Annotated in this window: 14 protein-coding genes; all 14 read left to right on the top strand. The window is 74.0% G+C overall.

Annotated features, from left to right (window positions below; translation table 11 throughout):
• Positions 1-193 precede the first annotated feature (193 nt).
• A complete protein-coding gene (locus ABT008_RS17310; RefSeq protein WP_350697230.1) occupies positions 194-946 on the top strand; it encodes an LppM family (lipo)protein in 753 nt (250 codons plus the stop codon).
• Between the two features lie 84 nt (positions 947-1,030).
• A complete protein-coding gene (locus ABT008_RS17305) occupies positions 1,031-1,366 on the top strand; it encodes a hypothetical protein (protein WP_131054723.1) in 336 nt (111 codons plus the stop codon).
• 12 nt (positions 1,367-1,378) lie between these two features.
• The gene (locus tag ABT008_RS17300) at positions 1,379-1,990 is read left to right on the top strand and encodes a glycine zipper family protein (RefSeq protein WP_350697229.1); all 612 of its coding nucleotides are present in this window, start codon (positions 1,379-1,381) and stop codon (positions 1,988-1,990) included.
• Positions 1,987-2,676 (top strand): carboxypeptidase-like regulatory domain-containing protein, encoded by a 690-nt coding sequence (locus ABT008_RS17295; RefSeq protein ID WP_350697228.1) that lies wholly within the window; start codon positions 1,987-1,989, stop codon positions 2,674-2,676. Before ABT008_RS17300 ends, ABT008_RS17295 begins: the two co-directional genes overlap by 4 nt.
• Positions 2,677-2,698: 22 nt before the next feature.
• The gene (locus ABT008_RS17290) at positions 2,699-3,955 is read left to right on the top strand and encodes a phage tail sheath family protein (protein WP_350697227.1); all 1,257 of its coding nucleotides are present in this window, start codon (positions 2,699-2,701) and stop codon (positions 3,953-3,955) included.
• Positions 3,956-3,957: 2 nt separating this feature from the next.
• Complete coding sequence (locus ABT008_RS17285; RefSeq protein ID WP_350697226.1) at positions 3,958-4,437, top strand: phage tail protein; 480 nt, start codon at positions 3,958-3,960, stop codon at positions 4,435-4,437.
• Between the two features lie 1,216 nt (positions 4,438-5,653).
• Positions 5,654-6,220 (top strand): hypothetical protein, encoded by a 567-nt coding sequence (locus tag ABT008_RS17280; RefSeq protein ID WP_350697225.1) that lies wholly within the window; start codon positions 5,654-5,656, stop codon positions 6,218-6,220.
• Positions 6,220-6,963 carry a CIS tube protein gene (locus tag ABT008_RS17275; protein ID WP_350697224.1) on the top strand — a complete coding sequence of 248 codons (744 nt, stop codon included), beginning with the start codon at positions 6,220-6,222 and terminating at the stop codon, positions 6,961-6,963. The genes ABT008_RS17280 and ABT008_RS17275 overlap by 1 nt, the downstream gene beginning before the upstream one ends.
• Positions 6,960-8,555: a phage baseplate assembly protein V gene (locus ABT008_RS17270; RefSeq protein WP_350697223.1), complete on the top strand. Its 1,596-nt coding sequence runs from the start codon at positions 6,960-6,962 to the stop codon at positions 8,553-8,555. The genes ABT008_RS17275 and ABT008_RS17270 overlap by 4 nt, the downstream gene beginning before the upstream one ends.
• Positions 8,555-8,893, top strand: coding sequence for a hypothetical protein (locus ABT008_RS17265; protein ID WP_350697222.1), 339 nt, complete (start codon positions 8,555-8,557; stop codon positions 8,891-8,893). Before ABT008_RS17270 ends, ABT008_RS17265 begins: the two co-directional genes overlap by 1 nt.
• Positions 8,890-9,354, top strand: coding sequence for a GPW/gp25 family protein (locus tag ABT008_RS17260; protein WP_350697221.1), 465 nt, complete (start codon positions 8,890-8,892; stop codon positions 9,352-9,354). The genes ABT008_RS17265 and ABT008_RS17260 overlap by 4 nt, the downstream gene beginning before the upstream one ends.
• Positions 9,351-11,939, top strand: a complete 2,589-nt coding sequence (locus ABT008_RS17255) for a putative baseplate assembly protein (RefSeq protein ID WP_350697220.1) — start codon at positions 9,351-9,353, stop codon at positions 11,937-11,939. Before ABT008_RS17260 ends, ABT008_RS17255 begins: the two co-directional genes overlap by 4 nt.
• Entirely contained in the window at positions 11,920-12,510 is a 591-nt protein-coding gene (locus tag ABT008_RS17250; RefSeq protein WP_350697219.1) for a phage tail protein, read from the top strand. The genes ABT008_RS17255 and ABT008_RS17250 overlap by 20 nt, the downstream gene beginning before the upstream one ends.
• Positions 12,507-13,424, top strand: coding sequence for a hypothetical protein (locus tag ABT008_RS17245; protein ID WP_350697218.1), 918 nt, complete (start codon positions 12,507-12,509; stop codon positions 13,422-13,424). The genes ABT008_RS17250 and ABT008_RS17245 overlap by 4 nt, the downstream gene beginning before the upstream one ends.
• The last annotated feature ends 107 nt before the right edge of the window (positions 13,425-13,531 follow it).

Genomic DNA, 13,531 nt, shown 5'->3' with positions numbered 1-13,531 from the left:
CATTTCCGGGGTGTGCGACCTCGGTCGAATGTGACTGGTAATCGGTAAGATCGGCGACTGCCATGTGACTGATCGCTGACTGATGGCTCGGGCGGCAAACGCACAGACTGAGCCCATGAATACGGGGCTCGGACGCACCTGGATACTCCGCGGCGCGGCGTGTCTCGTCCTACTGGCGGCCCTTTCCGGCTGCATGCAACTCAACACCGGACTGACCGTCAACGCCGACGACACGGTCAGCGGGCAACTCCTGCTGACCGCCGAGCGCAACGTGCTGACCGCCAACAACAAGACGGTCGAGGCCGGATTCGCCGAGCTTCGGCAGAACATCCCGGCTCTGCCCGAAGGCACCGAGATCCGGTACGAGGACACCACCCACTACGGTTCTCAGATCAACTACCGGAACGTTCCGCTCGATCAATTCGACAGCGAAAGTCTGAGCATCGTCCGGCAGGGTGACGACCGGTACGTGTTCACTCTTCCGCTCGACCCGAAGAAGTACGGCGGAAAAGTGGCCGAACAGGATCCGGCGAATCAGGCGCGATTCATGACGCTGATGTCGTTCGAGATCTCGGTGACCTTCCCCGGACGCGTTCTGGACGTCAGCGCGGGCGGTCAGGTCAACGACCGTACGGTCACCTGGCGGGTCGCCCGCAACCAGCCGAAGCCGCCGGAACTGCGGGCCGTCGCCGAGGCACCGCCCCGGCCGTCCGCCCCGGCGGACGAGGAGGACACCGGCGGGGGCTTCCCGTGGTTGCTGGTCGGTGCCGGTGCGGTGATCCTGCTGCTGGTCGCGGCGATCGTCGTACTGCTGCTGCGCCGGTCCGGCACGGGCCCGGCGGGTGGCGGCGCACCGACGCCCGGCGGACCGGGCACCTCCGGTGGTCCGGGCACCATCGGTCCGGCACCGCACACCACGACCGGCGGTGTGCCGGGCTCCGGCTGACGCAGCTCAGCCGGCACCGCCGCCCGCCCGGCGGGCGGCACCACCTCCCACCTCGCACCACGCGAAACCGAAGGGAGATCGGCGATGAACGATCTCTTCACCTGGGCGGCCTTGGGCAGTCTCACCGGCGCGAGCGCCGCGACGCTGCTGGCCACGAACGTCATCGGCGGGCTGATCGGCCCGAGTGCCGACACGGCACGCAAGTGGATCGCGCTGGGTATCGCCCTGCTGCTGTCGTACCTCACCGCGGCCTTCGCCACCGACGCGGGCGCCGAGAAGTGGATCATCGCCTTCTTCAACGGGCTGGTCATCTTCTCCGCCGCTCTCGGCGTCAACCAACTGCCTCCCGGCAACCGGCAGGCGACACCCACCCGGCTGGCGCAGGGCAACGAGCCCCGCTTCATCCGCTCCTGGGCCTAGAGGGGAACCGTCATGGCCGTCTTCGGAGTCATCAGCGCCGCCGTCCACGTCGCGGCGGGCACGGTCCTCGGCGGGCTGCTCGGCGGACCCGTCGGGCTGCTCGTCGGCGCGGGCGTCGGTCTGGTCGTCGGCATCGTCTTCGGATGGTCGATCACCTCGGCCCGGGTCTACGGGGCCGACGCCCGAGGGATCTTCCTGTTCGTCATCGACCACACGTGGAGCCTGCTGAACACCGTGGTCGGCGCGACCTATCTCGCGGTGCACCTGGTCTTCGGTCACTCGCTGGACCGGGCCACCTCGCAGCAGAGCTGCCGGGTCAACGTCGTGGAGGGCGTCTCGCCGCGCTACGCCACCACGCTGGGCACGGTCTGCGCCGGCTCCGGGCCGGGCATCCAGCGCCACGAGGACGTGCACATCTTCCAGGCCCGGCTGCTCGGGCCGCTCTACATCCCGCTGGTCGTGGCCAACTACGTGCTGTTCACCATCGCGCCGGTGTGGCTGCTCTACCACGACCACACCGGTGCACCGATCAACCGCTTCACCCGGTACTTCGAGATCGGCGTCTACCCGCACGTGTGGAACGAGGCCATCGCGTACCGGATCCAGGGGACGCCGCCGCGATGACCGGAGGCGGTCCGATCGAGGCGGCCACCGCCGAACTGGCGCGGTGGCTGGCCGGGGCGGCGGGCGACGCCGTCCCGGTCGGCCCGCCCGCGCCCGGACCGGCGGCGGACGGGTTGACGCTGTGGCCGCTGGAGTTGCGCCCGGCCCGGCAGACCCGGGGCAGCGGCGGACCCGAGCCGTACCGGCTCATCGTCCGCTACCTGCTCGCCGCCGACGGACCGGAAGCCCTGGCGAAGCTGGACCGGGTGCTGGTCGAGGCCACCGGTCCGAGCGGACACACGCTCGTGCTGGAGGCGGGAGAGCCGGCGCTGTGGGTGGCACTCGGCGTGCCGCCCCGGCCGGCCCTGCTGATCGACGTACCGGTGCAGGTCACCCATCCGCACGAGTCGGCACCGCCGGTGCTGCGCCCGCTGCGGCTGCGGCAACTGGAGATGCTCACCTTCGACGGCCGAGTCGTCGGTCCCGCCGACCAACCACTCGCCGCGATGCGGGTGGAGGTCGTCGGTCAGCCGTACGCGACCCGGACCGATCCGGCGGGACGGTTCCGGGTCGTCGGCGTGCCACACGACCCGGAGCAGCCCGGAACGGTCCGGCTCCGGCTCACCGGTCGGGGTCAGGTGCTCACCGCCGAGGTGGATCCGACCGACCCCGACATCGTCATCGTCTGCGCGCCACCGACCCGCTGACCCGACCCGTACGGGAGGACCGATGCCCAGCTACTTCTCACCCGGGATCTACGTCGAGGAGGTGCCTGCCGGTGCCCGGCCGATCGGACCGGTCGGCACCAGCACGGCAGCCTTCGTCGGCGTGGCACCGGACCGCACCGCCCGTCTCGGCGAGGCCCTCGCCGTGAACAACTGGACCGAGTTCCTCCGCCTCTACGCCGACGGCGACGAGTTCGAGAGCACCCCGCTGGCCCGCGCGGTCTTCGGTTTCCTCGACAACGGCGGCACCCGCTGCTGGGTGGTCAACGTCGGCGAGGGCGGCGCGCTCACCGGCAGCGGCCGCCAGCGCGGCGGGTTGGACCTGCTGGAGGCGATCGACGAGATCTCCATCGTGGCCGCGCCCGGTTTCCACGACGCGGTCGCGCACGAGGCGCTGCTGAGCCTGGCCGAGCGCACCCGCACCATGGTCGCGATCTGCGATCCGGCTCCCGACATCGACGACATCTCGACGCTGACCCGAGTCGCCACGGCCGGCTCCGGCCGGGCGGCGAAGGCCGGTGACGGCGGCGACACCGCCGTCAGCAGTTCGGGCGGTACGGGTGGGGGGTCGACCGGGTCGAGCGGTAACCCGACGGCGCACCGGCCCCGGCAGTCGGACTTCGGCGCGCTGTACTTCCCCTGGCTGCGGGTACGCGACCCGCTCAGCGGCGACCTGGTGCTCACCCCGCCGAGCGGGCACCTGGCCGGCATCTGGGCCCGCACCGACGCCCTGCGCGGCGTGCACAAGGCACCCGCCAACGAGCCGGTACGCGGCGCCGTCGACCTGGGTCACCTGGTCACCCGCTCCGAGCACGACGTGCTCAACCCCAAGGGCGTCAACGTCATCCGGTACTTCCCCGGCGAGGGCATCCGGGTCTGGGGCGCACGTACGCTCGCCGCCGAGGCGAGCGAGTGGCGGTACCTCAACGTCCGGCGGCTCTCCATCGCCATCGAGCAGGCCATCGCCAACGGCACCCGGTGGATGGTGTTCGAGCCGAACGACTACACGCTGTGGCGCTCGATCCGCCGGGACATCGGCGCCTTCCTGACCCGCGTGTGGCGCGACGGCGCGCTGCTGGGGCGTACGCCCGAGGAGGCGTTCTTCGTCAAGTGCGACGAGGAGACCAACCCGGCCGACGTCCGCGACGCCGGGATGGTGGTCGCGCACATCGGCATCGCGGTGGTCAAGCCGGCCGAGTTCGTGGTGTTCAAGCTGAGCCAGTGGGCCGGTGGCACCGAGACCGAGACGATTGGAGGCTGACAATGCCGACCACGTCCACTCCGCAGCCGGGCGCCCCGGTCGACCCGTACCGGGCGTACAACTTCAAGCTGCTCGTCAACGGGGTCACCAACGGCCACTTCACCGAGGTCAGCGGCCTGGAGGTGAACATCCCCGCGCAGCCGTACCGGGAGCAGGGCAACGACCGGATCCGGATGATCCCCGGCCAGGTCGAGTACGGCCCGGTCACGCTGCACTTCGGCCTGACCGCGTCCCGGGAGTTGTGGGACTGGGTGCACACCATCGCCCGGGGCACCAGTGACCGCCGCAACGTCTCGGTGGTGCTGCTCGACTCCGCCGGCACGGCCGAGGTGCTGCGCTGGAACCTGCTCAACGCCTGGCCCACCCGGTGGCGCGGCGCGCACCTCAACACGCTCGGCCAGGAGATCGCCATCGCGGCGCTCACGCTGCGCTACGAGAGCCTGGAACTGGAGACCGGCGGTGCCGCGCCCACGCCCGCGTAGCTGGGTCGCCGGTCGGCTCCGGTCCGCCGCACGCGCCGTGGACCGTGTCGCCGGCCTGGTGGACACCACCCCCGACCCCGCGGCGGGCGGCGGGCGGCATGGCAGCGTCGGTGGCAACACGGTCGGCGGCCTGCGGGACAGCGTCCGTGGCAGCGCGATCGGCGGTCTGCGTGGCGACGCGGGCGGCAGTGCGGACCACGGTACTGACGCCGCCGCGTCGTCGGACGGGTGGGAGGCGGTCGCGTACCGGCATCCGGACCGTCCCCCGGAGCACTGGCTGCGGCTGATCGCGGCCCACGCCCCGGGGCTGCTCCGCGACCTCGCGGCCGAGTTGCCGGCCGGCGCTCTGCCGGCCGAGCGCGAGGAGTACGCCGACGACCCGCACCCGGCGGCCGAGGGAGCGGTGGACGGGACCGATCCGTGGGCCGGGCGACGGCCGCCCGGCGACGGCTGGGGCGACGAATCGTCGCCCTACGCCGCGTCGCCGGGGATCGACCGGTCCTCCCCCGCCCCCTTTGCTCTGCTTCAACCGACGCAACCCCCCGGATACGGCAGGTCAGCCGTTGCGTGGAGTGAAGCAGAGCAAAGGCGCGGCGCAGGGGTACCTTCCGGTGCGGCGGACACGCGCCGGGCCACCCCGGCGGCGCGCCATCACGGCGCACCGGGAGGCCGGCGCGCGGTGAGCGGGGCCGGCGCACCCCGGACGGGCTCCACAGCGGACAGCGCGGGCACGCCGTCTGCGGTGAGTGGGGCGGACACACCCGGAGCAGCATCGACCGTCAGCGGGGCGCCCACACCGGGGGCAGCGTCGGTCGCCAACGGGGCGCCCGCACCAGAGATCGCCAACGGGACGCCCACACCCGGGGCAGGCACACCGGGGACATGGTCGACGCCGGACGGGACGGGGGCGTCGGCGGCAGGGGCGGTACCGAGCGGGGTGGGCGCGGGTCCGGCGGTGGGCGACGCGACGATGCCGTGGGTGGGCGGACGGGGGCACCGGGCGGACTCGGCCCGGGGGTGGGCGGACACAGCGCCCACCGCCACCGGGGTGGCGGGCAGGCCGGGCCGTCGGCGGGTCGAGGGAGCCGACCGCCAGCGCGCGGACACCACTCCGGACACCGCCGCGTCGTCGCCCGGCGTCGGGTCGGCGACGGATCGCGCACGACCGGCGGCGGATCGGCAGCAAGCGCCGGATCGACACGAAGCGCCGGGCTCGGTGCCGGGCCGGAACAGGGCGGTGCTGCGGCTGGTCGACTCCGCCCCGGACGACTCGTCGTCGCCGGGACCGGGGCGGGAGGCATATCAGGCGCGGGCGTACCCCCGGACGGCCGGCACGGTAGGCGGGATCGACAGCGGCCCGGAGGTCGACGGGCTGCGGCATCCGGCGCGGTCGAGTGGGCTCGGGCCCGACGGGACTCGGCATCCGGGACGGTGGGGGACGACAACGGGTGGGGACGAGGCGTACCGGACGGCGGGTGGGGACGGTCTGTCCGGGAGGGGCGGCGAGGTCGGGCGGCGGCGCGCGGACGGCGCGTTCGGGGACGGGCTCTGGCCCGGCGCGGGGCTGCCGGCCGGTGCCGGTCGTCGGCCGGTGCTGCCGCGCGGGCCGTGGCCGGACCTGACCGGTGCCGGCGATCCCGACGTCCGGGCGGGTGACGGGCGGGACGCGTCCGACCCGTGGCCGGCGCTGCCGGACGACCGGGCGCTGTGGGTGGTTCCCGACCCGGAGGACGCCGCCGCGGCCCACCTGCGCCGCCTGGACCGGGAACAGGCGGGCGACTGATGGAACGGGTCGCCTTCCTCGTCGACGCCACCGGTGAGCGGGTGGACTGCCTGCTCAACCCGGAGACCGTGCAGGTCAGTCGGCTGGCCGGAGTACGGCACCGGGGCAGCGCCGGCAGTCAGCTCACCGGCGCCGGGCTCGCCGACGATCCGCTGGTGTTCACCGGGGGTGGGCGTACCGAACTGGTGCTCGACCTGCTCTTCGACACCGACTTCGCGGAGGGGCAGGTCCGGCCCGCCGACGTGCGCGCGCTGACGCGTCCACTGTGGATGCTGGCGGAGAACTCGGCGGTCGAGCACGGCTGGGTCCGGCCGCCGCTGGTGCGGCTGGTCTGGGGCAAGACCTGGAACGTGCCGGGGGTGATCGTGGCGGTGGCGGAACGGTTCGACGCGTTCACCGCGACCGGTTCACCGCGCCGCTCCTGGCTGCGGCTCAAGCTGGTGCGGGTCGCCGAGGACGCCACCCGGGCCGAGGAGGGTTTCGCCGAGGAGTTGGCCGAGGCGCAGACCCCGGCCGTCGCGCCGGGCACGGCCCTGGTCGCCGCCGGTGACGGCACCGCCACGGCCGACTCCACCGGCGTACGTTTCGACCTGCTCGCCCACGACGCGCTCGGCTCGCCGCTGCGCTGGCGGCTGCTGGCCGAGCACAACCGGATCACCGACCCGCTCGCCGTGCCCGCCGGCACCGCGCTGGCCGTGCCGCCGTTGCCGGGGACCGTCGCCGCCACGGGTGACGGGGCATGAGCGGCGGCGCGCCCCGGGCGCTCACCGTGCTGCTCGACGGCGGCCCGTTGGCCGGCCGTGGGAGCGGACGGGTGCACTCGGTGCGGGTGGCCGCCCGACTGAACCGGCCCACCCAGTGCGAGGTGGCGCTGGCCGCCGGGCCGGGCAGCGCCGCGCCGGTCGCCTCGGCGCGGGTCGGCGCCCGTCTGGAGGTCCGCCTCGACGGGCACCCGGCGGCGTTGTTCGACGGCGAGGTCACCGCCGTCGAGGTCGAGTACGCCGCCGACGGCGCGGCGACCCTGCGGATCCGGGCCTACGACGCGCTACACCGGTTGCGCAAGCGGCAGCGGTTGCGGGTGTTCGAGTCGGTGACCGCCGCCGAGTTGGCCGCCGACCTCTGCGCCGACCTGGGCCTGCGGGTCGACGCCGAGGTCGACGGGCCACGGCTGGACCGGCTGCCGCACCACCGCCCGAGCGACCTCGACCTGCTGCTGGAGGTGACCGGCCGGGCCGGGTTGCACCTCAGTGTCGACGAGGACGTGCTGCGTCTGCTGACGCTCGACGGGTACGGCACGCCGATCCCACTCGCCCTCGGCCACGACGTGCACGGCCTGCGGCTGTCGGTGAACGCGGACACCGCCGTGGGCGAGAGCGCCGCGCTGGGCTGGCACCCGCAGCGAGCCGAACCGTTCACGTCGCAGGCCGGGGTGGCCCGGTGCGGGCGGGACACACCGGTGGACCCGGATCCCGCCGACGTCGGCGCGGACGGCACCCGGACCGCGCTGGACCAGCCGGGCCGCAGCGACGACGAGATCGCCGCGCTGGCCCAGGCCCGGCTGGACGTACGGGCGGCGGCGCTGGTCACCGCCGAAGGCACCGCCGAGGGTGATCCCGAGTTGCGCCCCGGCCGCCGGATCCGGCTGACCGGGGTCACCGAGTCGATGGCCGGCACGTACGTGCTGACCGAGGTGGTGCACACCGTCGACGCCGACGGATACCTGAGTCGGTTCTCCACCGTGCCGCCGCCGGCGCCACCCGCCGGGCCGCCCGCCCCGGCGGTGGTCACCCTGGGCACCGTCACCGACGTGGCCGACCCGGACGGGCTGGGCCGGGTGCGGGTGGAGCTGCCCGCGTACGGCGGGGCGGACGCCGGATGGCTGGCGGTGCTCTGCCCGGGTGCGGGCCGGGGCAAGGGCCTGGTGGCGCTGCCCGATCCGCAGGACAACGTGCTGGTGGCGCTGCCCGGTGGCGAACCCGCCTCCGGTGTGGTGCTCGGCGCGCTGTTCGGCGCCGTCACGCCGTACGACACCGGGGTGGACGACGGGCGGGCCCGGCGCTGGTCGCTGCGGACCTCGGGCGGGCAGCAGGTGGTGGTCGACGACGTGGCCCGCAGCCTGCGGTTGAGCACCGACGGTGGTAGCTGGCTGGAGCTGACCCCGGAGCTGGTCACTTTGCACGCCGCCGCCGATCTGGTGCTCTCCGCGCCGGGCCGGGCGATGGTGGTGCGCGCCCGCAGCGTCGACTTCCTGCACGCCGAGGCGACCGAGGACCCGGGCACCGCCGCCGAGCGGGCCCGCAGCCTGGCCCGCGCCCATCACCAAGGAGGTGGCTGATGCGCTGGATCCATCGCGACTCGGTGATCAGGTGTGACCACGACGGCCGGGTCCGCAACGAGGAGTCACAGGGGTGGGTGCGGGTGGTGGGCGTACCGGTGCTGGTGGCCGACGACCCGAAGGGCCGCAAGATCGTCGCCTGCCCGAACTACGGCGCGACGGTCAAGCCGTGCACGAAGACCGAGCCGGTCCGGGTCGGCTACAGCGACTTCGTCCGCGTGGACGGCCACCGGGTGATGCTGTCGCATCTGGAGGGCTTCACCGACGGCAGCCCGCCGGGCCAGTTCCGATATCGGGTGCGCGATCCCCGGCAACGGGTCCTGGGGGCCGACCGGTGAGGGCCATCCGGTTCCTCGGCGCGGGTTTCGACGCCGGTCGCAGTGGTGGGCTCGGGCTGACCGCGGCCGGCGGGTTGGCCATGACCGACGGCGACGAGACGGTACGCCAGGCGCTGTTCCTGCTGCTGTCCACCACGCCGGGCGAGCGGCTGATGCGCCCCGGGTACGGCTCCCGGCTGCACCGGTTGGTCTTCGCCCCGAACGACGACACGACTGCCGGGCTGGCCATCCATTACGTCCGTGCGGCGGTGACCCGCTGGGAGCCCCGCATCGACGTGCTCGACGTGGACGCCGGGCCGGACCCGGACGACCCGTGGCGGCTGGTGATCCGGCTGGACTACCGGATCCGGGCCAGCCTCACCCCCGGGCAGCTGGTCTTCTCCGTGGACCTGCTGCCCGTCGACGACGCCCCGCCGGGGCCGGCTCCCGACCCCGGCGCCGACGCTGAGGAGGGGCGATGACCCTGCCCGTGCCGCACCTGGACGACCGGACCTTCCTCGACCTGGTGACCGAGGCCCGGGAGCGGATCCGGCAGTCCTGCCCCGGCTGGACCGACCTGTCCGCGCACGACCCGGGCATCGCCCTGCTGGAGGCGTTCGCGCACCTCACCGAGGTGATGATCTATCGGCTGAACCAGTTGCCGGAGAAGGCGTACGTCTCCTTCCTCAACCTGCTCGGCGTGACCCGGCACGCGCCGTCGGCGGCCTGGGCGGACGTCCGGTTCACCCGAACCGGCGCCGACGACGAGGCGTTGCGCATTCCGGCCGGTACCCGGGTCGCGGCGGCGCGCGGCGCGGACCCGCGACCGGTCGTCTTCGTCACCTGCGAACCGGCGCTGCTCGCCGCCGGCCAGCGCGAGGTGACCGTCCGGATGCACCACTGCGAGCCGGTCGAGGCGGAGCTGCTCGGCGTCGGCACCGGCGCGCCTGGGCAGGTGCTGCGGGCTGGGCGGGCCCCGCTGGCCCGGACCGCCGAGCCGCTGGACCTGCTGCTCGGCGTCGAGGTGCCGACCGGTTCGGTGGAGTTGGGCGCGGCGGCCCGCGAGCACGAGGGACGCACCTTCGAGATCTGGCGGGCGGTGGACAGCTTCGCCGGCCTCGGGTCGCAGGACAAGGCGTACCTGGTGGACCGGTGCTCGGGCACGGTGACCTTCGCCCCGGCGCTGGATGTGCGCGGGCCGGACTCGTCGGACGACGACGCCCCGGTCGCGGCGGTGCCGCCGGCCGGGCGGCAGGTGCGGCTCTGGTACCGCGCCGGTGGCGGCACCGCCGGCAACGTGGCGGCCGGGACGCTGACCAGTCTGCGGGACCCGCTGCCCGGGGTGAAGGTGGTCAACCCGTCACCGGCGGCCGGTGGCCGGGAGATGGAGGCGATGGAGTCGGTGCTGCTGCGCGGCCCGTACGCCTTCTTCGCCCAGCAGCGCGCGGTGACCGCCCGCGACTTCGAGGTGCTGGCCACCGGCTCCGGCGGGGTGAGTCGGGCCCGCGCCTTCACCCGGGCCGCCGTCTACAGCTTCGCCCGGCCCGGCGAGGTCGAGGTGGTGCTGGTGCCGTACGTGCCAGACGACGCCCGGCCCGGCGGCCGGCTGCCGGTGGCGGTGCTGCGCGGGCACGAGGTGGAGGAGGCGCGGCTGCGGGTCGAGGCGGATCTGGAACGCCGCCGCTCGCTCGGCACCACCTGCCGGGCGAGTTGGGCGCGGTACAAGGCGGTGTCGATCCGCGCCCGGGTGGTGGTGCGCCGGGAGGAGGACGCGGAGGCGGTGCGGCGACGCATCCACGACCGGCTGCACCAGACGCTGAGCCCGCTGCCCACCCCGCTGAACCCGGCCGGCTGGGCGTTCGGCGAGCCGCTGCGCGCCTCCAACGTGTACCGGCTGCTGGAGCACGCCGAGCCCGGGGTGCGCTACGTCGAGTCGGTGCGGTTCGTCGTCGACGAGGCCCCCGACCAGCAGGTCCGCACGATCGCCGCGGACCAGTACCAACCACGCACCTGGTACGCGGGCAGCGGCCCGGTGCTGTTCCGCTCCACCAACGCCGGTGCCGGGTGGGAGCCGGCCGGCCGGTTCGACGGGGAGACCGTGCAGCGGGTGGCGCCCGCGCCCGCCCCGGTCCGACCCGGCATCGTGCCCCGGCCCGGGTCGGTGGCGGTGGCCACGGTCCGGTCCGGCGGCGGTTCCCGGGTGCACCTGAGCGCCGACCTGGGCGAGACCTGGTCGCTGCTGGCCGACCTGGACTCCCGGATCAGCGACCTGGCCTGGATCGACCGGGACGGCGCGGGCGCGCTGCTGGTCGCCACCGACACCGGCCTGTACGAGGTGTCGCTGCTGCCCGGCGCGGTGCCGTTGCAGATCCTGGTCGATCCGGCCGACGCCGACCGGGGCTTCTACGCGGTGCGGGCGTTCGTCTCCGAGCGCGGCGCGCCCGGGGTGGCGGTGGCCGCGCAGGCCGGGTTCGGGGTCTATCTGTCCGGCAACGCGGGCCGCCCCGGCACCTTCGCCCACGTCGGCCTGGCGAACGTGGACAACCGGCTGCTCGCCGTGCAGTACGACGGCCCGGCCACGCTGCTGTGGAGCGGTGCCGGGGAGCCGGACCCGAAGAAGCCCGGACAGGGCTGCTTCCGCGCCCGACTGTTCGAGTCCGACGTGAAGTGGCAGGCGGTGCAGGCCGGTTGGGTCGGCGGCACCTGCCGGGACCTGGCCTTCAGCGGCACCCTGGCGCTGGCCGCCACACAGAGCGGCGGGGTGTTGCGGCTGGACACGGTCGCGGCGCAGCCGCAGTGGGCGTCGGTGTCGGTCAACTGCGGGCTGCCGCTGCGCGACCGCACCCGGTTCGTGCCGGTGGACGCGATCGCCGCCACCGCCGGCACGGACCGGCTGGTGCTCGCCGGTGGCGAACGCGGCGTGCACCGTAGCGGCGACGCGGTCGACTGGTCGGCCAGCGCCAACCAGGCCACCGCCGACGTGGTGACCGTCCCGGACACCTGGCTGCTCTGCTCCGGCGAGCACGACATCGAGGTGGTGCGGCAGGATGCGTCGACCGGCCATTGAGCGGCTGCTGCCCGCCGCCTACCAGCGCGCCTGCGTGCCGGGCAGCGTGCTGTGGGCGCTGCTGGACGTGATGGAGGCGCTGCACGCGCCGGACGAGGTGGTGCTGGCCGAGGTCGACGCGCTGTTCGCGCCGTACCGCGCGCCGGACGGCATGGTGGCGTACCTGGCCGGGTGGGTGGCGATGGACCACGTGGTCGCCGCACCCCGACGGGACGCCCCGCTGCCCTTGCCGTTGAGTCGGCTGCGTGACCTGGTGGCGCACGGGGCGGCGCTGGCGACCTGGCGGGGCACTCCGGAAGGGTTGCGGACCGCCCTGGAACTGGCCACCGGGGTCACCGGCTTCGTCCTCGACGAGCCGACCGACCGGCCGTTCCACCTGGTCGTCCGGGTGCCGCCGACCGCCGCCGACCAGCTCGCCCTGGTCAGCCGGATCGTGGCGGCGGAGAAACCGGCCGCCGTGACCGCCGAGGTCACCGTCGTGGCGGACGCGCCGGCGGTCGGCCGGGCCAGTGTGCCGTCCCCCTCCCCCGTACCCACCCCGCCCGATCCCGCTCCGAAGGAGCCGTCATGACCACCGAATGGACCGTCGTCGCCGCAGCCGAGCAGTTCACCCTGGACGTCCGGAACGCCGGGGAGCTGACCTTCACCGTCTCCAATCCGGGACTCGCGCCGGACACGGTGGTGTTCGACGTGGCGCCCGGCGAGGGCACGCAACGTTCCTGGTTCACCGTCACCGAACCGCAGCGGGTGGTGCCCGGGCAGGGCTCGGTGTCGTTCCTGGTGCGGCTGGCCGTGCCGGCGGGGACGCCGCCGCGTCGTTACGACATGACCGGGTTCGCGTACTCGGCGAACACCGCGCCGGAGGAGAGTTCCCGGTCCAGCGGCCGGGTCACCTACGAGGTGCGGGCGGTGGCGCCGCCGAAGCGTACGCCCTGGCCGTGGATCGCCGCTGCGGCGGCGTTGGTGCTGGTGGTCTCGGCGGTGGTGGTGTTCCTGGTGGCGCGCGACGACGACCCGCCGCCGCAGGCCCGGGTGGTGACCGTCGAGGCGGAGACGCTGGTGACCGGCGCCCGGGTCGAGTCGCCGACCGGTGCCGCGCCGACGGTGGCGGTGCAGCCGAACTGCTGCGAGGTGACCTGGTCGCAGGACAACCAGCTCTTCTTCCTGGGGCGGGCGATCAACGACCGGGTGACCGTGACGGTGGAGCTGCCGGCCCAGGCCGTCTGGCAGTTCTCCACCGTGCGGACCACCGCTCCCGACTACGCCAACACGGTGTTCCTGATCGACGGTCGGCAGGTCGGTGACCCTTTCATCGGCTTCTCTCCCACCGTGCGGGTCACCGACTGGGTCGACGTGGCGCGGGTGCCGCTGGCGGCGGGCCCGCACCAGATCACCCTGGTGGCGATCGGCAGGACGCAGAGCACCGACCGCTACTTCGCCGGGCTCGACACGATCCGCTTCACCGAGCTCCCACCGACCCCCTGACCCCTGACCCTGGTTGATCAAGAGGTTTGCGTCAGCTCAGTGCCTCTTCCCGACGCAAACCTCTTGATCAACGCGGAGAGAGAGCAGTGATGACGGCGTGGGGCGGA

The sequence above is a fragment of the Micromonospora sp. NPDC002389 genome (assembly GCF_040296095.1).
Taxonomy (GTDB): domain Bacteria; phylum Actinomycetota; class Actinomycetes; order Mycobacteriales; family Micromonosporaceae; genus Micromonospora.
This window is presented reverse-complemented; position numbering and strand designations above follow the sequence as displayed.